We start from the raw sequence: 23,968 nt of genomic DNA, 5'->3' as shown, positions 1-23,968 counted from the left end.
GCCGTGACGCGAACGTCCCGTCCCGATCCGAACGGCGTCGCGTGGCGCAGGAGCAGCTACAGCAATCAGGAGGGCGGCGACTGCGTCGAGGTGGCCGTCCAGGCCCCCGGCCTCGTCCCCGTGCGTGACAGCAAGGCCCCGCACGGTCCCGTTGTGGCCTTCCGCAGCGCCTCCTGGGCTGCGTTCATAGGCGAGTTGAAGGCCGGCCGGTACCGGCGCTGAGCCGCCCGGGTACCGGTCACGTCCCGTCGTTCCGGCCCGCCGGTCCCTCGTTCGCGAGGGGGCGGTGGGCCGCGCGGCTTCCAAAGAACCGGGGGAAAGAACTACCCGCCCGCCCACCCTCCCGGCTGCGTCACCCGTCCGGGTGACCGGCTTGCCTGGGTGGGTCACGGACCGTTACGTTCGCGGCGACCAGAGTAATCAGAACGGCCCCCGGGCGGGACTGCCATCCCGAGCGAGGGCCTCACCACGACGGAAGCAAGGACCTTCCCCATGGCTGACTCGCAGTCTAACGCGCCCCTGCGCGCGGACACCGGACCTCCGGCCACCGGTGTGACCCACGTACGCACCCGCCTCACCGCCGACTTCACGGTGCTCGCCAACGCCCTCGCCCAACGCCGGGGCAGCGCGGTCACGATCGGCGTCGCGGCCTACATCGCCTCCCTGCCCGACGGAGCCCCCGTCAGCATCAGCGCCCTGTGCGGGCACTTCACCGAGGGCGAGATCCTGATCTCGCGTGCGCTGCGTGAGTTGGAGAGCGCCGGGTACCTGGAGCGGCGCCGGGTCCGGCTGTCCAGCGGCCACATCCGCACGCGGACGTTCTTCTACGACGTACCCGGCGGGCCTCCGACACCGGACGGGCCGCCGGAACCGCCGAAGCCACCCCGCCCCCGCAGGGCGGCCCCGGTCCAGCCCTCGCCGGAGTCGCCGCCCCCGCCGGCCTCCGCCGCGACGGCCCCGGAGCCTCCACCACCGCCCACGCCCACCTCCACGCCGGATCAACCGGCCACCACGCCACCGGCATCCCTGGCGGGCGCCGACCCCCGAGCGGTCGCGGTGCTCGCCTCGCTCCGCCGGGTGGACGCCCGGCTCGTCCTGTCCGCGCAGGAAGCGGCACGCCTGGCACCGGCGGTCACCCAGTGGCTGGCCGCGGGCGTGGGGACCGCTCAGATCACCGAGCGGCTGACCGCCGGCCTCCCCGATCACTTCCGTACCCGACCGGCGAGCGTCCTGGCCTTCCGCCTGAGCGAGACACCGCTGCCCGCACCGCCCCGACCGGCTCACCCCGTGGACCGCGAACGCCCCACAGCCGCCCTGCCGTTCCAGACCTGCGACGGCTGCGAACGGGCATTCCGCGCCCCCGCCCCGGGCCGCTGCCGCGACTGTCGCCCGGCGGGGGCCTTCCGGGCGGCGGGGTGAACGGGCAGCAGCCCCGGGAACCCGGAACCCGGAACCCGGGCCTACTAGCGCGACTCCTGTTCCCGCCAGGGATCGATGGCCGGGGCGGCGACGAGCACGAGGAAGCCCGCGGCGGCATGGAACAGCATCGCCCCGGAGGTAAAGACGCGGACCTGTGCCTTGCGCACTTCGTGATGCCCCGCATCGGTGAGCCCTACGGCTTCGCTGCGCTGCTCCGGCGCCCTCCCCTGGGTGGAGGAGTGACGGCCGGACTCGTCGGCATGGGTCGCCCTTGCCATGCCCCCGGTCACCAGGGCCAGGGCGAACACGGCCAGCACGAGCGCGTAGGCACACTGCAGGCCGGTCGGGAAGGCCCGGGCGAAGCGCAACAACCGCATGCCGTTGCCGAGTTCACCGCGGTACAGCAGCGTCCGGGCACGTGGGGAGGACACGGCGCGCAGGACCGCGGCACCGTATACGGGAAAGGCCGCGACGAAGACGGCGACCTCGGCCCAGGTCGGCACCCTGCTCGGCCCCGGCAGCCACGCCACCACGGTGATCAGCATCGCGGCCACGGACAGACACCACGCCAGCACGAAGTGGACCCGGCTCACCCGGCTCAACCTCACCCCGGGCACCAGTCCGCCCCAGTCCATCTGCCACCCTCCCCCGGATCGGCCGTCGTGCAAGATCGCCCGCGGCCCGTACAGCATGGCGCAGGCCTGTCCCAGCACGGCAGGCAGCCCCGACTCCGGCAGGGTGGAGCGGCCGAGCGGCCGAGCGGCCGATCCTGCGAGGTCCCGGCAAGCCGCGTGAAGGTGTGAGGGCGCGGGTCACGGGTGCATCCGCGCCCCCTTGAGGACCTTGTCCACCGCGTTCCTCGGGCCGTGCACCGCCAGGCCGACGAGGTCCAGGTCGGCGGTGCCGACGGCGCGGACCGCCGCGCGGTTGGCCTCGTCGTGGCCGGTGGCGAACAGGTCGCCGGTGAAGACGGCGCGGGGCAGGGCGCGGGCGAGGGTGCGGGTGTGGGCGGTGCGCAGGGTCTCCTTGGTGCCCTCGAAGACCAGGACCGGCTGGCGGAACATCGGCAGGTAGCCCACCCGGTCCGCGTCCTCGTAGGGCTCCCCGATCACCTCGGGGAACTGCGTGCCCAGGCCGCTGACCAGGAACGCGGTGACGTTGAGGCGCTGCCAGGTCTCCAGGTCGTCGCGCAGCAGGACGGCGATCTTCGTGTCGAAGCGTGGGGTCGTCATGCCCTGAGACTGCCGATCGGCGCACGCCCGCGTCTTGTACGTTGTTTGCATGGACGCAGCGCGCTCCGCGGGGACGTCCGAGGCGACCGTCTCCGCCTGGCGGCCCCGGGTGCCGGGGGTCGTCGAGGTGTTCCACGCGCGTTTCACCGCGTACGCGTATCCGATGCACGTCCACGACGCCTGGACGCTGCTGATCGTGGACGCCGGTGCCGTCCGGTACGACCTGGACCGGCACGAGCACGGCACCCCGCACGACACCGTCTCGCTGCTGCCACCCCACGTCCCCCACAACGGCTCCCCGGCCACCCCGGACGGCTTCCGCAAGCGGGTGCTCTATCTCGACGGCACGCACCTCGCGGACGACCTCATCGGGCCCGCCGTGGACGGTCCCGACCTGCGGGACCCGCTGCTGCGGCGGCGCGTCGGGCAGGTGCACACCGCGCTGGCCCGGCCGGGAGACGAGTTGGAGGCGGAGAGCCGGCTGACGTTCGTCGGGGAGCGGCTGCGGGAGCACCTGCGGTCCCGAGGGCCGGTGCGGACCCCGCTGCGGGATCCGGTCCTCGCCCGGCGCCTGCGGGAGCTGCTCGACGCGCGGGTGGTGGAGGGCATCGGACTGCGCGAGGCCGCCGGGACGCTGTCCGCGCATCCCGCGCACCTCGTGCGGGCGTTCAGCGGCGCCTACGGCATCGCACCGCACCAGTACCTGATGTCCCGGCGGGTGGGGCGGGCCCGGCGGCTGCTCCTGGAGGGGCGGTCGCCGAGCGAGGTCGCGGTCGCCACCGGGTTCTACGACCAGGCCCACCTCACCCGGCATTTCCGCAGGCTGGTCGGGGTCACCCCGGGGCGGTACCGGGCCGGGGAGCGGCCGTAGGAGGGACCGGGGCGGTACCGGGCCAGCGAGGGGCCGTAGGAGGGACCGGGGCGGTACCCGGGTCGGGGAACGGCCGTAGGAGGGGCCGGGGCGGTGGCCGCTGCGGGAGCGGACCACCGGCTGCGTACCGCCGCGCCGCACGGAGCCGGCCGCGGAAGGCGTTCGGCTCCGGACGGCGCGGCGGTCGCGGTCACTTCACGTCGACGTAGTCGCCCGCCGCCGTCGCGCCGCCCGTGGTGGCCGTCTGGCCGAACGTCCAGCGCCAGTAGCCGTCCACGGTCGCCTTCACCGTGGTCTTCAGGTTGCCGCTGGAGTTGGCCCGCACCGTCTTGACCGTGGTGTAGGTGCTGGTGCCGGCCTTGCGGAACTGGAGCTTGGCCAGCTTGCCGCCGTACGCGGAGTAGGCGCGCTTCGCCCAGTCCGCGCGGGTCAGCTTGCCGGTGACGGTGAGCGTCTTGTTCTTGACGACCGGCTCCGGCGAGGCGTTGACCGTGACGCGGGCCGCGCGCTTGACCTGGAGGGTCGCCGGCGTGGTCAGGTACTCGTGGTCGAGCCTGCCCTTCCTCTCCAGGAAGGCGATGACCGACATCTTCCAGGTGGTGGCGTCCTTGGCGGAGTCGAGGTTCTCGCGGGGCCGGATGCGCAGGTGCCCCGAGCAGTTCGCGGCACGCGGGCCGTCCTCGAAGCACTCGAACATGTCCGACTGGATCAGCTGGTTGCTGGTCTCGTTGGCCTTGGCCGGCGTCATCCCGTGGTACATGAACGGGCTCGTGCTCGCCGTGCTGATGGTGTAGCCGGCGGGCCAGGTCACCCGGTAGCTGAAGGTGGGGTACTTGGTCTCGGTGGTGCCCACCACCATGGGCTTGCCCTCGTTCACGACCACGTTCGACACCTCGATGCCGGTGTCGGCGGCGACGGCCTGTGCGGGCTGTGCGGTGAACGCCCCCAGCGCGAGTGCTCCGGCGAGCACGGCCACGAGGGCGGATCTGCCAGTGTGCATGCACGTCCTCTTCATGCATGGGACCCCTGCGAACGGGGTCCGGATCGCGGCAGAGTAACAGGGCGGGATCGCACGTCCGTTCGCCACCCCGATGTCGAACGGACCGGCGGTGACCTGGGGCGTCGTCCGACGGGCGGCTCGGACGGTCCGCCCTGAGGGCCGTTCGGACGGCCCGCTCCGAGGGCGGCTCGGACGGTCCGCTCCGGAGGGTGGCTCGGACAGGCGGCTCCGGCGTCGATCCCGTCGACCGGCTTGGACAGTCAACCCTGTCGACCGGCTTGGACAGTCGATCCCGTCGGCCGGCTTCGCCAGTCGGTCCTGTCGGCCGATGCCGTCAGTCGTCGTCGCCCGAGGGCCGCTGCAGCAGGTGGGTGAAGGCGTCCAGGTTGCGGGTCGACTCCCCGCGGGACACCCGCCAGGCGTACTCCTTGCGGATGGCGGAGGCGAAGCCCAGTTCCAGCAGGGTGTTGAAGCTGCCGTCGGCGGCCTCCAGGACCTGGCCGAGCAGGCGGTCCAGTTCCTCCGGCGTGACGGCGGGCAGCGGGAGGCGCCCGGTGACGTAGATGTCGCCGAGCGGGTCGACGGCGTAACTCACCCCGTACAGCTTGAGGTTGCGCTCCAGGAGCCAGCGGTGGACGCCCGCCTCGTTCTCGTCGGGGTGGCGGATGACGAAGGCGTTCAGGGAGAGCGTGTGGCGGCCCGCGATCAGGGACAGCGTGGTCGACAGCTTGCGGGTGCCGGGGAGCTTCACGACGTACGTGCCGGACTTGGGGTTCTCCCATTCGAGCTCGGCGTCCTTCAGCACGTCCTCGATGACCCGGGTCACCCTCTGCTGCTCTGCTTCCGCGTGATCAGCCATGCAGCGAGCGTACGTGACGGCGGTGCGCCTGCGTCGCCGCCGCGTACACGTCGGCGGTGGCGGCGGCCGCGGTGTCCCAGCCGAAGGACTGGGCGTGCCGGGCGGCCGCCGCGCCCATCCGGTCGGCCAGGTGCGGGTCGTCGGCGAAGTCGCTCAGGACGCGGGCGTAGGCAGCGGGGTCGTGTCCCTGCACGAGGACGCCGGTGTGCCCGTCGCGCACCGCCACGGGGAGACCGCCGACCGCGGCGGCCAGCACCGGCGTGCCGGCCGCCTGGGCCTCTATGGCGACCAGGCCGAACGACTCGCTGTAGGACGGCATGACCAGCACGCTCGCGGCCCGGAACCAGTCCGCGAGCTGCTCCTGCGCGACCGGCGGACAGAAGCGCACGACGTCGGCGATGCCCAGGCGCGCGGCCAGCTTCTGCAGCCCTTCCGGCTTGGCGAGACCGCTGCCGCTGGGCCCGCCCACCACCGGGACGCAGATCCGTGAGCGCAGCTCGGGACGCTCGCCGAGGAGGACGGCGACCGCGCGGAGCAGGACGTCGGGCGCCTTCAGGGGCTGGATGCGGCCCGCGAAGAGCGGGATCAGGGCGTCCTGCGGCAGCCCCAGCCTGGCCCGGGCGGCGGCGCGTGCGGCCGACGTCCCCTCCCCCTCCACCCTGCGGGGCTCGGCGTGGCCCTTGGGAAACGGGCGGAAGCGGTCCAGGTTGACGCCGGGGTGGACGATGGCGACCTTGTCGGGGTCGGCCGCGTAGTGGCGGACCAGCTCGTCGGCTTCCTCGGCGGTGTTGGCGATCAGCCGGTCGGCGGCCTCGACGATCTGGGTCTCGCCGATGACCCGGGCGGCCGGTTCGGGGGTGTCGCCGTCGGCGAGGTTGGCGTTCTTGACCTTGGCCATGGTGTGCATGGCGTGCACCAGGGGGACGCCCCACCGCTGGGCGGCGAGCCAGCCGACGTGGCCGGAGAGCCAGTAGTGCGAGTGGACGAGGTCGTAGTAACCGGGACGGTGGCCCGCCCACGCCTGCATCACGCCATGCGTGAAGGCACACAGCTGGGCGGGCAGCTCCTCCTTGGCCAGACCCTCGTAGGGGCCCGCGTCGATGTGCCGGACGAGGACACCCGGGGCCAGCTCGACCGTGGGCGGGAGGGCGGCGGTGGTCGCGCGCGTGAAGATCTCGACCTCGATGTTGATCGCGGCGAGGCGCTGCGCCAGTTCGACGATGTACACGTTCATACCGCCGGCGTCGCCGGTGCCCGGCTGGTGGAGCGGTGAGGTGTGCACGGAGAGCATCGCCACCCGGCGGGGCTGCCTGCGGTGCAGGCGCAGCCGCGCGGGGACGGCCGCGGAGCGCCGCCCGAGCCTGCCGATGTACTGGCTCACGTGGCGGTCCTCCTCGGGCTGCGGGCATGGCGGGCGCGGGTCGTACGACCCTCCGGGACTGGAACGCCGGAGGGGGGCGTTCCCATTTCCGGGGGACCGCACCGGAAGCGGTCTTTGCCGAATCATTACCGTTTGTCGCTCAACCGTTCGAGGGTCGACGGCGACCGTCCGGTACGGGCGGTGCGCACCACGGCGACCGTCCGGTCGGGGCGGTGCGTACGGGGGCGCCGTGCGCCGCCACCGGTCCGCGGGCCGCGCGTGCAGGGTCGCCGGGCTGCGGGCTGCGGGCTGCGGGTGCACGGTCGACGGTCCGACGGCGTTGCACGTGTCCGACGGCGTTGCACGTGTCCGACGGCGTGCCACGCGCTCCGGACGCCCGACGTCCGTCCACGCTGGGCGTTCCGCGGGCTCCGGGCACCCGCCTGCCCTCGGCGTTCTACTGCCCTCGGTGCTCTACGGGCCTCGACGTTCTGCGGGCCTCGGTGTTCTACAGGCCTCGACGTTCTGCGGGCCCCGGGTACCCGCCTACCCTCGTAGTCATGACCAGCCGCGCCGCCTCCCTGCCCCACGCTCGGCCACGCCCGAGCCGGGGAGCGCCCGTCGTCGGCACGGTGACGCGCGGCACCACCAACCCGAACCGGCTGCGCCGCATGGACCGCTGGATCGCCGCCACCCACGGCGCCGCCCTGCGCCGCGCCGCCGAACCCGTCGCCGTCGACCTCGGTTACGGGGCAGCCCCCTGGACCGCCGTGGAGCTCCTGCACCGCCTGCGCGCCGTGGCCCCGCGCACGCGCGTCACCGGCATCGAGATCGAACCGGCCCGCGTCACCGCCGCCCAGTCCTATCGCCGGGAGGGGCTGGACTTCCGGCACGGCGGCTTCGAGCTGCCCGTCCCCGGCCGCCCCGTGCTGGTGCGGGCGGCGAACGTCCTGCGCCAGTACGACGAGGGCGAGGTCGCCGACGTGTGGCGGCGCCTGTGCGCGCGGCTCACCCCGGCCGACCCGGCGACCGGCTCACGCGGCGGGCTGCTGGTCGAAGGCACCTGCGACGAGATCGGACGCCGTCACGTCTGGGTCGCCCTCGGCCCCGAAGGGCCCCGCACGGTCACCTTCGCGACCCGGCTCGGCTCCCTGGAGCGCCCGTCCGACCTGGCGGAACGCCTGCCGAAGGCCCTCATCCACCGCAATGTGCCCGGTGAGCCCGTGCACGCCTTCCTGCGCGACTTCGACCGCGCCTGGGCTGCCGCCTCGCCCTACGCCTCCTACGGCGCCCGCCAGCGCTGGATCCGGACGGTGCGGGATCTCACCGCGGACTGGCCGGTGACGGACGGGCCGGCGCGCTGGCGGCAGGGCGAGGTGACCGTGCGCTGGGAGGCCCTGGCACCTCGGGGCTGACGGCAGCACGGCCAACCGACAGCCGTCACCCGTCACCCGTCAACCGGCCACCGGCAACCGACAACCGACAGCCGTCAACGACAGGGCCAGAGGTACAGGGGCGGGCAGCCCGGGAACGATCGGCGTGAGTCGTTCGTCACACCGTCAGGCGGATCGACATGCCCGGCCGGGCGGGGCGGAAAGCACTCGGATGGGGCGGGCGGCGGTCCGGGTCGGCGAGGAGCACGGGGCGGGGCTCACCGCCGGGCACCCCTGTTGCTTCGCGGGCCGACGTGGCAACATCCCCCCGACGACCGCACGTTACCGACGGTTAACAAGTTGGGGGAGTGAGTCATGGGCACGGGGCCGGGCATGCGTTCGGGGACGGGCAAGCAAGGGCTGATCACCGTGGCCGTGGCCGTGGTCTGCGCGGTCACCGTGCTCGCGGCACCGGGCACCGCGTACGCCACCCCCGCACCCGCCCCGACGCCGACACCCGGCGCGAGCGCGAGCGCGACGGCTCCCGCCTCCAACGCCGAACTCGAAGCCGTCCGCAAGAAGCTGGACAAGCTCTACCGCGCGGCGGCCGTCGCCACCGACGAGTACAACGCCGCCGAGGAGAAGACGCAGGACCAGTCGGCGCAGATCGTCCGGCTGGCGAAGAAGATCGTCAAGGGCCAGGACAAGCTGGACGAGTTGAAGCAGCGCGCGGGCGCCGCTGCGGCGGCCCAGTACCGCGGCGGCGGGCTCCCGCCCGAGGCGCACCTGATGCTGAGCGACGACCCGCAGGATTTCCTCGAAGGCGCAGGCCGGGTCCGCCAGGGCCAGCACGCGACGAGGGGCCTGCTGGGCGAGATGACCCGCACCCAGGCCGACTTGAAGCAGTACGCCCGCGACGCCGACGCCCAGTGGCGCAAGCTGGAGGCGAGCCGCAAGGCCAAGGCCGCGGCCCAGCGGAAGATCGAGAAGCAGATCGCGGCGGCCGAGAAGCTGGAGTCGGAACTGGAGGCGGAGGAGCGGGAGCGCCTCGCCGGGCTGGAACGGCAGGCCGAACAGCAGGCGCAGGCCGCCTGGCTGAGCTCCGGCATCCTCGACGACATCACCGGCGAGGCGACGGCCCAGGGCAGGAAGGCCATCGCGTACGCCACCGCGCAGATCGGCAAGCCGTACGTCTGGGGCGCCGAGGGCCCGGCGGCGTTCGACTGCTCCGGCCTGACGTCCCAGGCGTGGGCCGCGGCCGGGCGGGCGATACCGCGCACCTCGCAGGCGCAGTGGAAGCAGCTCACCCGCGTGGCCGTCAAGGACATGCGGCCCGGCGACCTCATCATCTATTTCGGTGACGCCAGCCACGTCGGGATGTACGTCGGCGACGGCACCATGGTGCACGCGCCCCGGCCCGGCCGTTCGGTGACACTCGCGGGCGCGGGCTCGATGCCGATCCTCGGCGTCGTACGCCCGGACCCCGACACCAGGACGCCGTCCGGGGAGAAGAAGTCCGGGGAGAAGAAGTCCGGGGAGAAGAAGTCGGGGGAGAAGAAGTCCGACACGACGGCCGACGGGAGCGCGGACAAGACCGCGAACAAGGCCGCCGACCAGAAGACGAAGAACAGGGAGAGCGAGGAGAAGAACAACAAGGACCGGACGGACACGGAGACGGAGACGGACGCGGCGAAGGACGCGAAGTCGAACGCGTCGACGCAGACGAAGTCGACGGCGGACTCGAAGCCGTAGCCGACGGCGAAGCCAAGGCCGAAGTCGAGGCCGAAGCCGGACCCGACGACAGCTGACGCCCGCACGGCACTCGCAGCGCCGCGAAGGGATGTCGATGGGTGTCGAGAAGGCGTCGGGAACGCGTCGGGAAGGCGTCGCCGGACGCCCGGGACGCCCGGGACGCCCGGGCACGTAACCACACAAGCCGGACCGCCGCCCGCCCCACACCCCTGCACCTCAACACCCCGGTGACACAGGCCACGTGACTCAACGCACGCCGATCGGGCCGTCCCCCCGCCCGCCGACGTGACGTTCGTCATCCCCGCAGCATGCGCGAGCTGTCCAACTGCGGGCGAAAACGCGGCATATGACACTGGCTCTTGGCCGAACCCCGTGCGCCACACCATTCCGCTGCGGCGCTGCCACCCGCTATCGTCCCCGTTCGAAGGGGCCGCCTCTGCTCGCACGGAACCGTGCGCCGGGGGAGGGCCGAGAAGCCCGGCCCCGGACCACGCCCTCGGGGGGAGGGAAGGAACCCGGAACGATGCCCGTACCCGTACCGCGGCAGAGAGCGATCCCGGCCGCGGAAAGTGGTCAGGCGCCCGCCGCACCAGTGAACAGCGGCCCCACCCAGGACTCCTCGGAGTACCGGACAGCGGGCCCGCGCACGGCGGACCGGCCCGCGACCACCGCGGAGCAGGCCGCGACCGCGCCGGGCCGGGCGGCCGAGGCTCCCGCGCACCAGAACCTGACGCTGCTGCTGATCGAGGACGACCCGGCGGGCTCACCGATCGTGCCGGACCTGCTCGACCAGGCCGGCAAGCCGATCCGCGTGCGCACCGCCCGCAACCTCACCGAGGCCGAGCGGCTGCTGACCGACGACGTGCACTGCATCCTGCTGGACCTGGCGCTGCCGGCTCCGGGCCGGGTGGGCGACACCGACGACGAGCTGGCCGTCCTCAAGTACGTTCTGGAGCTCGCGCCCCGGCACGCCGTGCTCGCGCTGACCGCGTCCGGCGACGCCGAGCGCGGCGCGGAGGCGGTGCGCGTCGGCGCCCAGGACTACCTCTTCCGCGACGAGCTGGACGGCAGGCTGCTGAGCCGCGCGATCCGCTACGCGGTGGAGCGCAAGCGTTCCGACTCCGCCGAGCGGCGGCTCGCCGAGGGCAGGCTGCGCGCGCAGGAGAACGCCCGGCTGGAGCGCGGCCTGCTGCCGACCCCGCTGCTGGACGGATCGCCGCTGCGCTTCGCCGCCCGCTACCGCCCCGGCCGCTCGCGCGCCCTGCTGGGGGGCGACTTCTACGACGTCGTCCGCACCCCCGACGGCACCGTGCACGCCATGATCGGGGACGTGTGCGGCCACGGCCCGGACGAGGCCGCGCTCGGCGTCGAGCTGCGCATCGCCTGGCGGGCCCTCACGCTGGCCGGGCTGTGCGGGGACGAGCTGCTGGGGACACTCCAGCAGGTGCTGGAGCACGAGCGTGCCGACGACGAGATCTTCGCCACCCTCTGCACCGTCGACATCGCACCGGACGGCCGCCGGGCGGGCCTGTGCCTCGCCGGGCACCCGTCGCCCCTGCTGCTCCGCCCCGGCTCCCCCGCCCGGCTGCTGCCGTACGACAACAACGGCCCGGCGCTCGGCCTGCTGCCCGGCGCCCGCTGGCCGCGGACCCAGGTGGAGCTGGGCGGCGAGTGGAGCCTGATGCTCTACACCGACGGCCTGATCGAGGGCCGTGTCGGCGAGGGCGGGGAACGGCTCGGTCAGGACGGCATGGTCGAGATGGTCCGCCGCCAGCTCTCCGAGGGCCTGCGCGGCGAGGAACTGCTGCGGGCCGCGGTCAACGAGGTACGGGACCTCAACGGCGGCGATCTCACGGACGACGTGGCCGTCCTGCTCCTGGACCGCACCGGCTGACGGCCGTCACCTGCGAACCGCGCCCGCCGCCCTCCCGGCCCGTTCGGCCGACGCTCGACGAGGATGCCCGGCAGGCGGCTGCTGGCAGCCGATTGCCGGCTGTCGGGATGACCGGCCGCCGTTGGCCGGGGTCACCGGCCGCTGCTGTACGGGGTCACCGGCCGCCGTTGTACGGGCCGTAGGGTCCGTCGCTGCTCGATCCCCCGTACTTGCGGCCACCGCCGGACAGACCGCGCAGGGCGGGCCGCACGTCGACCATGTACACGATGGTCGCGATGAGACCGATGATCGGCAAAAGCGACAGGATGTTGAAGATCAGGTTCACCACGAAGGCGAGGCCCAGGATGATCAGCCAGAACGGCTTGGTCTTCTTGTCCGCGGCGCGGTAGGCGTCCTCACGGCGCACGGCGGCGTCGATCAGCGCGAAGCCGCTGAACACGATCAGGGCCATGCTCAGCAGCCACATGAACCCCGCGAAGCCCTGCATCAGCACTACGTCCACCACCCGACTCGGCTCGTCCTTACGCGGTCACCGTACCCGCAACCGCCGGCCGGCTATCCGGAGAACGGGCCGGACACCGCAAAGGTGCCCGGCCCGCCGGACCGGCGGTGCGGCCGGCCGTGCGGCCGGCCGCTCACTTGGCGGGCGGAGTCGTCCGCTTCGCCGTGCTCTTGCGGGCCGGGGCCTTCTTCGCGGCGGCCTTCTTCTCCGCGGCGGCCGCGGCGGAGGCCGGGGTCGCGACCGGCGTCGCGGCCGGGGCGGCGGCGGGCTTGTCGTCCTTGACCTCGACCGGCGTGGGCGAGGGCTCGGCGTTCGGCTCCACGGCGACCGCGATGTCCTCGATCGTCTCGGCGGTGTCGCCGCGCCAGGTCTTCACGGCCTGCTCGCCGTGCTCGGCGACCTTCTCGTAGGCCTCCCGGGCCTTGACCGCGTACTCGGCGGCCACGCCCACCCCGCGCAGGGCGAGGTCCTGGGCGGTCTCGCCCAGCTTCTTCAGGTCGGTGTCGAGGGAACCGATGAACTCGTTGACCTTGGCCTGGAGGTTCTCCTGGGTCTCCTTGACCCGGTGGCCGGCCTTCTCCTGGACGGCCTTGGGGTCGGTGTTGCGCACGGCCTCGAACCGCGCAGGCGCCTCCGCGCGCAGCTGCTCCACCAGGGCGGGCACCTTCCGGGCCTGCTGCAGCGCCAGGTCGGCGGTACCGGCGGCGAAGTAGAGCGGGGTCGGGTTGCTGAGGGACTTGCGCAGGTCGTCGGTGATGGCCATGGTGAGGGTCCTCCCGGATGTCGTTCTCGGCTGAGGGTTGGTGTGGTCCGCGGCGGACGGCCGGTGCCCTGGTCCGGCTCAGCCGGCCGTCTGCTGCGGACCGCTGTCACTGCCGCCGGCCTTGCGGGGCCGGCGCTCGGCGGAGGTACCGCCCTTGCTGGTGGAGCCGCGACGCCCGGCGGACTTCCCGCCGTCGGCCGCACGGCTCCGACGTATCGACTCGGCACCGCCGTCGGTCCCGCCGGTGGCGTCGGCCCCGTCGGTCTCGTCGGCGTCCACGGCGACCCGGCTTCCGGGCCCGTCGGCACCGGTCACCCCTGTCGCATCGCCGTCCTCGGCGCCGCCAAACCCGTTCTCCTTGCGGAAGGACTCGTAGATCTGGAGCAGCACCTGCTTCTGGCGCTCGGTGAGCGTGGGATCGGCGAGCAGCACGGCCCGCGTCTCCACCTCGTCCCGGTCCCGCTCGGCGTCGAGGATCCCGGCCCGCACGTACAACGTCTCGGCGGAGATCCGCAGCGCCTTCGCGACCTGCTGCAACACCTCCGCGCTCGGCTTGCGCAGCCCGCGCTCGATCTGGCTGAGGTACGGGTTGGACACCCCGGCGGCATCCGCGAGCTGCCGCAGCGACAACTGCGCACTGCGACGCTGCTCCCGCAGGTACTCACCGAGATTGCCGACGTTGAGCGATGCCATGCCTCCACTGTCGCGCACCGCGCTAACTATTGCAAGCAAGCCGCTTGCAGGAGTGCGCCGGCTCACGCCCGGCCGACGACGGCTGGACGTGACCGGTGTCCGTTCTCAGTAGATGCGGCGAGTCCCCGTGGTTCTGGCAAACGACCTGGCGGAGTCCCGGCGGAGCTGGCCGGCTGTACGGTCCACCGCATGGTTGACGAGTTCGGTTGCCTGATCCCTCGCGCTTTCGCGCCTACCGGACCAGTGGCCGGAGGGGAAACATCGCGCTCAGTCTCGGCAGTTTGCGCATCGCCTCGTCTTCGTATCGCACGTCCCACCGGTCGCCGCGCAACCCTCTATTGCCGCCTACAGCACCCCCCTCGGCTTCGACGGCTTCATAGAATGCGTCGCCGCTATCGTCATCCGCGCGGGTGAGTAGTCCATACGCCTCCATGGCGACGTAGTCGAGAGACTCCCACTCCGGCCAGTCGTCGTTCCAGAGCTCCCGAGGGCGACCCACCAGGCGTTGAACCTCGGGGGTGTCGGCCAGGGAGTCGGAATCGATCACTGCCGGCACGAAGGCTTCCCGACCGATCCCCACCATCCACAGGCCGAAGTAGCAGAATCCGTCGTCCGAACACCAGCCGCCGAAGATCCGCTCCGCAGCAGCCCAGAGATCCCAGGTGAGGGCTTCGTCCGTCACTTCGTCCAGGCGAACCTGGAACTGCACGATCTCTGTCCGCGGCCTCCGCGACAACTCGTCACGCAACCACGTCAGCCGTTCGCCCCGGTCCCGCGTCTGCCGTCGACACTCTTCTATGAGCTTCCAGAAGGAATCGATGTCCACGGCGGCACTGTGCCAGGCACCTCTGACACCGCAGGGTCGCCGAACATGTTCGAGCAGTGCAAAACACTGAGATCATCATCAAGCTCACCTCCCATGAGGCGCTGGTCCTGTCGGACTGGCTGGAGCGATCAGGTCGACGCCCCGGACAACCTCGGTCACCGGCTGTCGGTTGTCGGTTGTCAGCCCTCGGCCGTCAACGAGTGGCTGTGACCAGGCGGCTCAATACGGGAAGCACGCCCCGCAGGTCGTCGTCGTCCACCGCGACGGTCGCCGCTCCGCGCGCTCCGGCCGAGGCGTTGAACGCCACGCTCAATCCGACGGACGCGAACAGGGGAAGGTCGGATCGGCTGTCTCCGACCGCCCCGCACGATCGGGGAGGCAGCCCCAGCTCACGCGCCTGTGCGAGGGCGACATCCCGTTTGTCGTACTCGTCGAAGTGACGGGCGACCCGCCCCGTGAACCGGCCGCCGACGGTCTCCAGTTCAGGGCCGCTGAACGCATGGAAGCCGAAGCGGTCGGTCAGGTAGCGGCCCACAGGCGACCAGGCGAGGGTCGCCAGCACGGGCACCAACCCGTTGTGCCGACACCAGGCCACGGTCTCCGCTATGCCCGAGACCAGGGGAAGTCCGTCGAGCCAGCCGGAGACCTGGTCCTCGTGCGCCCCCCTCCAGCCCTCGGCATCCAGCTCGGAGACCTGCCGGTTGTCCACGTCACCGGCGGCGTAGGCGGCCTCGGCCTCGGCCAACTCCTCCCGGTGGCCGAGGAAGCCGGCCAGGTGGACCGAGGAACTCGTGCCGGGGACGAGAGTGCCGTCGACATCGAAGAACACGGCGCCCGCGGGATCGGATGAGACCACCGGCCAAGGATGTCACCACCCCGCGGAACGACGGATCGGTGGTGTCGGCCCGACCGTGCGGCAGCATGATGTCCCGTGCCTCCCGGCGCCCGGATCTCTACCGTGGGGCACGGACCGTGACGCCGGACCAGACGATGACGCCGGACCAGGGGGAACACGATGCGGATCGCGGTGACGGGAGCGGCGGGCGGACTGGGTGGGCGGGTGGTGGGGTTGCTCGCGGAACGGGGGGACGTGGACGTCGTGGCGATGACCCGGCGGAGCCTTCCCACGGGCGCGTTTCCCGCGCAGGTGGCGGTCGCCGTCGCCGACTACGCCGATCCGCCCGCTCTGCGTGCGGCACTGAAGGGCGTGGACACGCTGGTCCTCGTCTCCAGTGACGGACCCGACGCGCGGATGCTGATGCACCACCGCAACCTGGTCGCCGCCGCCACGGCCGAGGAGGTCGGCCATGTCGCCGCGCTGAGCAGCGTCGACGCCGACACCTCGTCCCCGTTCTGCTACGCCGTGGTCAACGGCCTCACCGAAGAACTGCTCCTGGCCTCCGGCGTCCCCTGCTCGTTCGCCAGGGCCTCGCTGTACATCGAGTTCTTCGCCACCTGGCTCGACGAGGCTCGTGCGACCGGCCGGTTGAGGATCCCGGCGGCGGACGGCCGGATCTCCCTGGTGGCACGCGACGACGTGGCCCGCGCCCTCGCCGCACTCGCCGTGGGTGAGCCGACCGGCGGCCACCACGACATCACGGGACCCGCGTCGATGGGCGTGGCGGACATCGCCTCGGTCGCTGCGGAGGTGTGGGGGAGACCGGTCGTCTTCGAGGACATCCCGGCGGACACGTACGCCGCCGAGACCGCGGCGACCGGTCTGGACCCCTGGTGGGTCTACGCCTTCGCGTCCCTGTTCGCCTCGGTACGCGAGCAACGCTGGGACCGGGTCGAGAACGACTACATCCGGTTGACCGGCCGCTCCCCCGTCGCGCTCCGCGACGCCCTGTCAGCGCCCGTACCGCCCCACGAGGGAGACCGGTGAGGCGAGTGGTGAGATGCGCGGTGATACGTACGGTGACACGCGCCGGGAGACGAACGGGACGCCAGCACGGACACGTGCGGGTACCGGCATCCGCCGCGCACGCCGGCAGCCCTGCCGGACCAGAGCCGTGATCACCTGGCCCGTGCGGTCCCGTGACAGCACGGCACGGCCGAGACCCCGGCCCGGCCACACCGGGCACGGACCGGCCTTCGACGCGCGCACGCCAGCGGCCACTACGACGCCCGCCCGCTCGCTCCTGCTCCCCGACGACACTCCTCTCCGACGACACTCGTGAGAACGGAACCATGACCCACTGGACCGTCCACCCCGAAACCGCCGACGACGTCGCCGCCGTCCGCGGCATCCTGCTCGCGGCCTTTCCCACCGCCGCCGAGGCCGGCATCGTCGACGCCCTGCGGGCCGACCCGGAGGCGTGGATCGACGGCCTGTCGATGGTCACCACGGCCCCCGACGGCACCCCGGTCGGATACGCGCTGCTCAGCCGGTGCCACGTCGACGGCCACCCCGCCCTCGCCCTGGCCCCCTGCGCGGTCCTGCCCTCGGCCCAGCGCACCGGCGCCGGCTCCGCCGCCGTCCGCGCCGCCCTGGACGCCGCCCGGGTGAGGGGCGAGAACCTCGTCGTCGTCCTCGGCCACGCCGACTACTACCCGCGGTTCGGCTTCGTCCCGGCCTCCCGCCTGGGCATCCGAGCGCCGTTCGAGGTGCCCGACGAGGCCATGATGGCCCTGGCCCTCGACGACAGCCGCCCCGTGCCGTCCGGCACCATCCGGTACCCCGCCGCGTTGAGCGTCTGACCCCTCCTGCGGTGCAGGCACTGGGGGCTCCCGCCGGCGCCCTGGCCCGGGGCGCGGACGCCACCCCGGACATGCGGCTGCACGACGCGCGGCGGGGCGACCGTTACCTGCTCAGCTCGGACGGCCTGTCCACCGTCGTGCCGGCCGACGTGATCCGCCGGGTGCTCACCGACATCGGGGAGCCCGAGCGTGCGGTCCGCGAACTCGTCGCCCTGGCCAACCGTTCCGGCGGTCCGGACAACGTCAGTTGCGTGGTCGCCGATGTCGTCGAACTGCCGTAGGAGCACCGGCGTCGAGCCGCCGCGGCCGAGGCTGCGGCGCCGTCCCGCCGGTGCGCACGGCCGGGCGGTACCAGCGGGCTTCGGGATCGGGAGCCCGGACCCCACCGCCCGGTTCCCGCGGGGCCCGCCGCCGCCGGCCTCACTCCCCGTGACGCAGTGCGCGCCGGGTCCAGAGCGTCACGTCACTGCTGGTGGCTACGGCGAGGGTCAGGCCGGAGGGGGAGAAGCCGGCGGCGCGGAATTCCGAGTAGTCGGAGTGGAAGACGTGCCACCACGTCCCTCCCGCCGGCCCCGTGCTCATACCGCCGTCGGCGGAGAGGATGACGCGGTGGTGGGGCCATTCGGGGCTGACGACGTCCAGGGTCCAGCCGTCCGGCGTGGTGCGGTGCAGGCCCCCGCCGAAGAGGCCGGCGATGCGCACCGGGGTGCCCGCGACCGGGCCCAGCCCGGGGCAGGCGAGGTCCGGGTGGGCGTCGGGGGTGCTCGTCTCGGGGTCGGGGTCCCGGTCGCGGGCGATCTTCTCGCCGGTGACCGCGTCGAGGAGTCCGTGGCCGTCGCTGGACACGGTCATGACGAGGTCGTGTCCGCTGTCGGGGTGCACCGCGAAGCCGATGCCGACCAGGCCCCCGACGGGGATACACCGGTCCCCCACCGGCTGCCACGGCTCGGGCGTCGGCATGACGGGTGCCGCGAGGTAGCGCTCGCGCAACTGCTGCTGGTACCCGGTGATCAACTCGTCTCCTCCCTCGGAGCGCGTCGGGGCGGGCAGCCGGACGCGCGGAAGCCCGGAAGGATCCAAGCCAAGGGCCCCACCGGCTCCCGGGGGCCCGGGTGCTCCGGGGCTCTGAGAACCCTAGAGGTCCGGTGCTGTGAGTCCCCCAGAGGTCCGAGGCTAAGGGGACGCTAAAGGTCCGGGGCTTCCGGGCGCGGGTCGGCGGTCGTCGCACGTGCGTCGGGCGTGGCCCCACGGCCGACACACGTGGTCGTACGGTCGCCGGACGTGGTCGTACGGTCGCCGGGAACGGCCGGGCGGCCACCGGACAAGGCCGATCCGGCTGACCCGACCGATCCAGCTGACCCGGCTGACCCGGCCGATCCGGCCGATCCGGCTGACCCTGCTGACCCGGCTGGTACGACCGGACGCGCACCGGCCCCCGCGGCTGCCGTGCGGGCCCGGTGGGCCCAGTCGCCCAGGACGGGGACGCAGCGCTCGGCGAAGTGCTCGTAGTCCTCGGCGGTGTTGTAGACGTGGGCGGACAGCCGCAGGTAGCCGAGCCCGGCGAAGCTGGTGAAGGCGGCCTCCACGCCCAGTTCGCGGGCCACGCGGTCGCGCAGCGCGTCGGCCTCGATCCGGGTGCCGGCGAGCCCCTCGGGCAGCCGCACCAGCCGCATCCCGGGGACGGGCATGCCCACGTCCACCGGGCCGCCCTCAGTGCCGGTCAGGTCGGCGAAGGCCGCGCCGATGACGCGTTCGCCGTAACCGGCCAGGTCGTCCATGTAGCGGCGGGCCGCGGGCCAGCCCCAGGTGGAGCCGATGAAGTCCAGTGCCGTCGCGGCGGCCAGGTAGCCGGTGGCGTCCACCGTGCCCTGCTGGTCGAAGCGGTCGGGATACGGGTCGCCGGCGCCCCACGAGTCGATCAGCGGATACAGCCCGTCCCGCAGCGGCCCGCGCGCCACCAGCGCCGCCGTACCGCGCGGCGCGCAGCCCCACTTGTGGAGGTTGCCCACCCAGAAGTCGTACGGCTCGCCCGCCAGCGGCGCGGCGATCAGGCCCGGCGCGTGCGCCCCGTCCACCAGCAGCGGCACACCGCGCCGCCGCGCCGCCGCGGCGATCCGCTCCACGGGCAGCCGGCGCGCGGTCGCGGAGGTGATCTGGTCGACGACGACGAGGTCGGTGGCGTCGCTCAGCTCGGCGGTCACGGCCTCGCACGCCCGGTCCGCGTCCGCGTCGAGCGGCACCCGCGCGGTGCGGACCCGGCCGCCCCAGCGGCGGGCCAGGCGCTCGGCGCCCATCGTGACGGCTCCGTAGCCGTGGTCGGTGACGACGATCTCGCCGCCACGACGGCGTTCCAGACCGGCGAACACGATGCTGGCCCCGGCGCTGGCGTTCGGCACCAGGGCCAGGTCGTCCGGGTCCGCCCCCAGGAAGGCGGCGAGGCCGGCGCGGGCCTGCGCGAGCCGCTGCGGCAGGGCCGGGAACCACACCACCGGTGCGCTCTCCATCTGCGCGCGCAGCCCCTGCTGCCGCTCCTGCGCCACCCGTGGCACGGCCCCGAAGGAGCCGTGGTTGAGGTGGAGCAGGGCCGGATCCAGTGACCAGGCGTCGGCCGCCGGGCGGCCGTCGGCCAGCAGCAGCGGACGCGGCGCGGTGGTGACTTCGGTCCCGCTCACCTGACTCCCCTCATGGCCCCGGTGGCCCGGAACAGCCGTCCGACGACGGCACGCCAGCAGACCCTATCCGTCCGGCCGGCTGCCCAGGACGTCTGAGGGCCGAGGCCGCTGCCCGCGCACCGGCCCCGCGCCGCACGCCCCCTTGCGACGCACGCGTCGCACCCCCCTTGCGACGCACGCGTCACCGCCCCCCTTGCCACGCACGCACCGCACGCACGCCCCTCGCATCGCAAGCACCACGCCGCCCGAGCCGCCCTCAAGCCCCCACCCGCCCTCGAGCCGCCCTCAAGCCGCCCTCGGCCCCGAACCACGCTCAAGCCCCTGCCGCCCTCAAGCCCCCCGGATCACGTCCCGCAGTCTGAGCACGGCGGACGGCCACGCGGCGTCGTCCGTGTCGCCGCGCGGCAGGGCCCGCAACAGCAGGGAATGGCCGGCAGCCTCGTTGTGCGGGAGGCCGAGGCCCTCCTTGGCGCGTTCCAGGGTGCGGGCGTAGGAGGCGACCGCCCGGGTCACCTTCGGCGCGTCGAGATGGGTGCGGGTGACCATGCGGTCGAGATCCGTGTAGGCGGAACGCACCGTCTCCAGCAGGTCGTACGTCCTGCTGTCCTCCTGCCAGCCGCGGGTGTGCCCGGGCGGCAGGGTCCGTTCCCAGCGGGCCAACATCCGGGTGCGCAGGCGTGGCCGGGTGGGCGTCAGATGCAGGTGGCGCACCAGGTCGTACAGCGGGTCGCCCGCCCGGGCGAGCTCCCAGTCGACCAGCACCAGGGCCGCCCGGTCCTCCGGGCGCCGGACGAGGTTCCACGGGTTCAGGTCGCCGTGCAGCAGAGCGGGGGACCGGTCGGTGACCCGGCGGGAGCCCAGCAGACCGTGCAGGGTGCTGGCGTCCGGCAGGCCCAGTTCCTCGGCGAGCCGCAGAGTCGCGGGCGACATCGCGCGCACCCGCCGGACCAGCCGGCGGGTCAGCCGGCTGTAGAAGTCGGGCGTCTGGGTGCGGACGAGGTCCTCCCGGTCCAGGTCCATGAGCTCGGCGACCGAGGCCAGCACGCCCGGGTCGGTCAGGGCCGCGAGCTGGTCGACCAGGGCGTCCGCCTCGCCGGGGAGCAGTCCGTGCACGGGGTGGTCGGGGCGTCCGGTGCGGCCGGCCGGGCCGACGTAGTCGTGCAGGGCGAACACCCCCTGGCCGTCGCTCTCGCCGATGGCCAGCACCCGCGGGGCGCGGACCGGGCGGCCGTTGCGCTGCAGGCTGCGCAGCACGTGGTTCTCGTCGAGGAAGCGCCGGCCGTGGCCGTGCCGGACGTGCAGCCGCCGGCGCACCACCGCCTCACCGCCCCGCACGACGGTGACCCGGTGCGCGGTGCCGTCGATCACCTGCTCGGGCGGCGCGCTGCGCTCCTGGTGCAGCGCGTCCTGCACCGCCTTGCGCCCGTACGCCCCCGGGGTGCGCCCGCCGGGCTCCCCCGTCCGGGCGCCGGGCGGGGGGAAGTGGACGGTGAAGTACGAGCGGCTGTCGGCGGGGGAGCCTCCGGTGTGCACCCGCCACTCGGCCAGCACGGTGCGGATGAGGCGCTCGTCCGGGACCTGGGCGAGCTTCAGCGGGCCGGCGGCCGCGGTGAGCGCGCGGGCGACGGTCGCCGCGGCCTCGGCGATGTCGCGTTGGTCGAAGTAGTCACCGAGGCCGTGTGCGGCACGGATGACGTCCGGGTACACCGACTGCGCGCGTTCGAAGGAGAGGTAGTGGGGCAGGTCGCGGCTCAGGCCGTAGGCCGCGGCGGGCCGGTGGCGGCGCAGCGCGGCCCGCCAGGCGGTGATCACCTGGTGGCACTGGACGCGCGGATAGCGCATGCGCACCAGGTGAACGGCGAGATCGGACAACGGGTCGCCGTACCCGGCGAGTTCCCAGTCCACGCAGACCGGGGTGCCGTCCGCCGCGTAGGGCAGGATCAGGTTGCCCCGGTGCAGGTCGCCGTGGAGCAGGCCGTACGGACGGCGGGTCAGCACCGGCACCCGGTCGGCGTAGCGGAGCATGGCGTCGCCGGGCACGCCGAGCCGCTCGAACAGCTCGTGGTGGGCCCGGTTGGGCAGCCACACCTTCTCGTGGACGAGCAGGGCCTGGTGGCGCAGGTACGCCTGGCTGTCGTCGCCGTCGGCGGTCAGGCCGTCCGGCAGGGGCGGCAGCACGTCCGGCGGCACGGCGGCCATCAGCCCCATGAAGCGGGTCAGCGCGACGACCAGCGGCCGCTCCACCCTGGTGCCCTCGGGGCAGACGGTGTCCAGGGAGACGCCCTCGACGTGACTCTGCACGTTGACGTTGCCGCTGCGGCCCAGGAACCGGGGCAGGTGCGGCAGCCGGCCGCCCAGCGCCCGGAGCACCCGCCCCTCGTCCTCCCAGGTACGGACGACGACCGGGACCGCGTCCCCCCGGCGGAGGCGGACGGTGACCGGGGTGCCGGCCGCCACGCCGAGGCGGCCGGCGACCTCGTCGGTCACCGGGACCACGAAGTTGACGTTGTGATGGCCGCTGTGCGCCGGCGGCCGGCGCAGGGCGTCGGCCACGAAGGCGCCGAGGGGGTCGGACGGATCGTCGGGGTGCCTGACCCACAAGGGGACGGAGGGGCGGGAGGGACTGCCCACGGGCGGCGCTCCTCGGGGATGAGGACGGCGGGAGGGGACGGAACGCTACTGCACGGCAGGGACATCCGTACCCGCACGGGCGGCGCGTGCCTCAGCGCGCGCCCCAACGGGGGACTCCCGGTGTTCCCAGTACCAGCGAGTGAGGGCGGAGGTGATGTCCCGCGGACTCGGCACTGCCTCCAGGCCGAGGGGATCCGCGGCGGCGGTGAGTACATGGTAGAGCTGAACGGCCGTGTGATCGTAGGTGTCCGGGTCGTCGTCCGGGGCGGTCTCCAGGGACAGGCAGGCGCGGATGGCGTCGGTGAACACCGACTGGGCCCGCTTGTAGGCGAGCAGTTTCGGCAGGTCGTCCTCCCACCCCCGGGACGCGCCCGGCCGGACCGACTCGACGGCCTCCCGCCACCGCGCGGTCATCTCCTCGCCCTGCGCGGCGGGGTACCGCATCAGATGCAGGTGGGTGGCGAGGTCGTACAGCGGGTCGCCGACCATGGCGAGTTCCCAGTCGATGGTCCACAGCCCGCCGTACGGGTCCACGATGAGGTTCTCGCGGTGCAGGTCGGCGTGGAGCAGGCAGAAGGGCCTGGGGGTGAGGTCGCGAAGGCGGAGCCTGAGCCGGTCGAAGCACGGGGCGTCCACCCCCAGGCCCCTGAAGAGCGTGTCGAAGCGCTTGCTGTTGTGCCGGTAGACCCGGCGTTCGGTGAAGAGCAGCAGCCGGTCGAGGAAACCGGTGGTGTCCCCGTCGGCGGGCCGGTCCTCGGGTCTGCACCGGCGCCTGGCCCGAACGTCACCCACGCCCAGGGCGGCCAACTGCCGGAACCGGTCGACGATCTGATCCGTCAGCTGGTCCGGGACGGCGCTGCCCGCCTCGTGGAGGGTCCCCAGCGTCGTCCCCTCGACGAAACGCTGCAGAGGGGTGGAACCCGCCCGGATGATCTCGGGGATGCCGGTGACGCGCCCCTGCAGGGACCGGAGCAGCAGTTCCTCCGAGACGAAGCAGCGGCGGTCGAACCACAGCAGCCCCCGGCGCGGTTCCCGGCACTTCCAGCGCACCTGCGGGCCGGTGCCGGTGGGGTCGGGCAGGGGGAACACGTACGTCTCGTGGTGGTATCCCGTGAGGGGTCCCACCACCACGCTCGCGTCCCCGCTCATGGCAACGGCACGCCGTCGGGTCGTGGAAGCCGTTTCGGGTGGCATCGCCCGTTCTTTCACCAGAGGCCGCAGCGCGGGACGCGGAACGAGAGGGAGGCGGGAGGGTGGGAGGGGAGGGTCGTGGTCCCCGTCTCCACCGTGCCGGTGCATCGTGTGCGAGTGCATCGTGCCAGAAGTCGGTTCTCCTGGGGACGTCCCTCCCCTCGCTCGCGCGGACGACGGAACGTCCACCAGTACGAGCGGACGCGTTCCGCGGTTCAGGAACGTCCGGC

The 23,968-nt window shown here is 73.3% G+C and carries 20 protein-coding genes and 3 pseudogenes; 9 read left to right on the top strand and 14 right to left on the bottom strand.

Going from position 1 to position 23,968, the window contains the following annotated elements; translation table 11 throughout:
• The first annotated feature begins 3 nt into the window (after positions 1-3).
• Both ACSU53_RS16920 and ACSU53_RS16915 read left to right on the top strand, forming a co-directional pair.
• Positions 4-222 (top strand): DUF397 domain-containing protein, encoded by a 219-nt coding sequence (locus tag ACSU53_RS16920; protein ID WP_437028640.1) that lies wholly within the window; start codon positions 4-6, stop codon positions 220-222.
• 270 nt (positions 223-492) lie between these two features.
• Positions 493-1,419 (top strand): hypothetical protein, encoded by a 927-nt coding sequence (locus ACSU53_RS16915; protein ID WP_437028638.1) that lies wholly within the window; start codon positions 493-495, stop codon positions 1,417-1,419.
• Positions 1,420-1,463: 44 nt separating this feature from the next.
• Here the strand turns inward: ACSU53_RS16915 and ACSU53_RS16910 are convergent, their stop codons facing one another.
• Both ACSU53_RS16910 and ACSU53_RS16905 read right to left on the bottom strand, forming a co-directional pair.
• Positions 1,464-2,054, bottom strand: coding sequence for a hypothetical protein (locus tag ACSU53_RS16910; RefSeq protein ID WP_437028636.1), 591 nt, complete (start codon positions 2,052-2,054; stop codon positions 1,464-1,466).
• A 177-nt stretch (positions 2,055-2,231) separates the two neighbouring features.
• Positions 2,232-2,702 (bottom strand): DUF2000 family protein, encoded by a 471-nt coding sequence (locus ACSU53_RS16905; protein WP_437028635.1) that lies wholly within the window; start codon positions 2,700-2,702, stop codon positions 2,232-2,234.
• Between ACSU53_RS16905 and ACSU53_RS16900 the strand changes: the two genes are divergently transcribed.
• The gene (locus ACSU53_RS16900; RefSeq protein ID WP_437028633.1) at positions 2,701-3,522 is read left to right on the top strand and encodes an AraC family transcriptional regulator; all 822 of its coding nucleotides are present in this window, start codon (positions 2,701-2,703) and stop codon (positions 3,520-3,522) included. The genes ACSU53_RS16905 and ACSU53_RS16900 overlap by 2 nt on opposite strands.
• 190 nt (positions 3,523-3,712) lie before the next feature.
• Here the strand turns inward: ACSU53_RS16900 and ACSU53_RS16895 are convergent, their stop codons facing one another.
• The 3 genes from ACSU53_RS16895 to mshA all read right to left on the bottom strand — a co-directional run bounded on the left by ACSU53_RS16895 (position 3,713) and on the right by mshA (position 6,762).
• Positions 3,713-4,522 carry a hypothetical protein gene (locus ACSU53_RS16895; protein WP_437028631.1) on the bottom strand — a complete coding sequence of 270 codons (810 nt, stop codon included), beginning with the start codon at positions 4,520-4,522 and terminating at the stop codon, positions 3,713-3,715.
• Positions 4,523-4,856: 334 nt separating this feature from the next.
• Positions 4,857-5,381, bottom strand: coding sequence for a YbjN domain-containing protein (locus ACSU53_RS16890; protein ID WP_437028629.1), 525 nt, complete (start codon positions 5,379-5,381; stop codon positions 4,857-4,859).
• The gene (mshA, locus tag ACSU53_RS16885) at positions 5,374-6,762 is read right to left on the bottom strand and encodes a D-inositol-3-phosphate glycosyltransferase (RefSeq protein WP_437028627.1); all 1,389 of its coding nucleotides are present in this window, start codon (positions 6,760-6,762) and stop codon (positions 5,374-5,376) included. Before mshA ends, ACSU53_RS16890 begins: the two co-directional genes overlap by 8 nt.
• A 539-nt stretch (positions 6,763-7,301) precedes the next feature.
• Here mshA and ACSU53_RS16880 point away from each other — a divergent pair.
• The 3 genes and pseudogenes from ACSU53_RS16880 (at position 7,302) to ACSU53_RS16870 (ending at position 11,760) form a co-directional block, all read left to right on the top strand.
• Positions 7,302-8,156 (top strand): class I SAM-dependent methyltransferase, encoded by an 855-nt coding sequence (locus ACSU53_RS16880; protein WP_437028625.1) that lies wholly within the window; start codon positions 7,302-7,304, stop codon positions 8,154-8,156.
• A 351-nt stretch (positions 8,157-8,507) separates the two neighbouring features.
• A pseudogene (locus ACSU53_RS16875) lies at positions 8,508-9,602 on the top strand (NlpC/P60 family protein); the annotation flags it as partial.
• Between the two features lie 787 nt (positions 9,603-10,389).
• On the top strand, positions 10,390-11,760 hold the full coding sequence (locus ACSU53_RS16870; protein WP_437028623.1) for a PP2C family protein-serine/threonine phosphatase: 1,371 nt from the start codon (positions 10,390-10,392) through the stop codon (positions 11,758-11,760).
• 154 nt (positions 11,761-11,914) lie between these two features.
• Here the strand turns inward: ACSU53_RS16870 and ACSU53_RS16865 are convergent, their stop codons facing one another.
• The 5 genes from ACSU53_RS16865 to ACSU53_RS16845 form a co-directional block, all read right to left on the bottom strand.
• On the bottom strand, positions 11,915-12,247 hold the full coding sequence (locus tag ACSU53_RS16865; RefSeq protein WP_362101412.1) for a DUF2516 family protein: 333 nt from the start codon (positions 12,245-12,247) through the stop codon (positions 11,915-11,917).
• A 148-nt stretch (positions 12,248-12,395) separates the two neighbouring features.
• Complete coding sequence (locus ACSU53_RS16860; RefSeq protein ID WP_437028621.1) at positions 12,396-13,025, bottom strand: hypothetical protein; 630 nt, start codon at positions 13,023-13,025, stop codon at positions 12,396-12,398.
• A 78-nt stretch (positions 13,026-13,103) separates the two neighbouring features.
• Complete coding sequence (locus tag ACSU53_RS16855; RefSeq protein WP_437028619.1) at positions 13,104-13,718, bottom strand: helix-turn-helix domain-containing protein; 615 nt, start codon at positions 13,716-13,718, stop codon at positions 13,104-13,106.
• A 232-nt stretch (positions 13,719-13,950) separates the two neighbouring features.
• On the bottom strand, positions 13,951-14,544 hold the full coding sequence (locus ACSU53_RS16850) for a DUF4240 domain-containing protein (protein ID WP_437028618.1): 594 nt from the start codon (positions 14,542-14,544) through the stop codon (positions 13,951-13,953).
• 193 nt (positions 14,545-14,737) lie between these two features.
• Positions 14,738-15,400, bottom strand: a complete 663-nt coding sequence (locus tag ACSU53_RS16845; protein WP_437028616.1) for an HAD family hydrolase — start codon at positions 15,398-15,400, stop codon at positions 14,738-14,740.
• 159 nt (positions 15,401-15,559) lie between these two features.
• On the opposite strand from ACSU53_RS16845, the gene ACSU53_RS16840 reads away from it, so the two are divergent.
• The 3 genes and pseudogenes from ACSU53_RS16840 to ACSU53_RS16830 all read left to right on the top strand — a co-directional run.
• Positions 15,560-16,429 (top strand): NAD(P)H-binding protein, encoded by an 870-nt coding sequence (locus tag ACSU53_RS16840; RefSeq protein WP_437028614.1) that lies wholly within the window; start codon positions 15,560-15,562, stop codon positions 16,427-16,429.
• 305 nt (positions 16,430-16,734) lie between these two features.
• A complete protein-coding gene (locus ACSU53_RS16835; RefSeq protein WP_437028613.1) occupies positions 16,735-17,244 on the top strand; it encodes a GNAT family N-acetyltransferase in 510 nt (169 codons plus the stop codon).
• A gap of 38 nt (positions 17,245-17,282) precedes the next feature.
• Positions 17,283-17,525: pseudogene (locus ACSU53_RS16830) on the top strand (PP2C family protein-serine/threonine phosphatase); the annotation flags it as partial.
• A 139-nt stretch (positions 17,526-17,664) separates the two neighbouring features.
• On the opposite strand, the gene ACSU53_RS16825 reads toward ACSU53_RS16830, so the two are convergent.
• From ACSU53_RS16825 to ACSU53_RS16810, 4 genes and pseudogenes are all read right to left on the bottom strand, one after another.
• The gene (locus ACSU53_RS16825) at positions 17,665-18,258 is read right to left on the bottom strand and encodes a hypothetical protein (protein ID WP_437028611.1); all 594 of its coding nucleotides are present in this window, start codon (positions 18,256-18,258) and stop codon (positions 17,665-17,667) included.
• A gap of 437 nt (positions 18,259-18,695) precedes the next feature.
• Positions 18,696-19,916 (bottom strand): annotated as a pseudogene (locus ACSU53_RS16820) (aminotransferase class V-fold PLP-dependent enzyme); the annotation flags it as partial.
• 330 nt (positions 19,917-20,246) lie between these two features.
• Positions 20,247-22,547, bottom strand: a complete 2,301-nt coding sequence (locus ACSU53_RS16815; RefSeq protein ID WP_437028609.1) for a phosphotransferase — start codon at positions 22,545-22,547, stop codon at positions 20,247-20,249.
• A gap of 45 nt (positions 22,548-22,592) precedes the next feature.
• On the bottom strand, positions 22,593-23,678 hold the full coding sequence (locus ACSU53_RS16810) for a phosphotransferase (RefSeq protein ID WP_437028607.1): 1,086 nt from the start codon (positions 23,676-23,678) through the stop codon (positions 22,593-22,595).
• Positions 23,679-23,968: the final 290 nt, after the last annotated feature.

Origin of the sequence: Streptomyces sp. enrichment culture (genome assembly GCF_964273255.1) — a bacterium.
Classification (GTDB): domain Bacteria; phylum Actinomycetota; class Actinomycetes; order Streptomycetales; family Streptomycetaceae; genus Streptomyces.
This window is presented reverse-complemented; position numbering and strand designations above follow the sequence as displayed.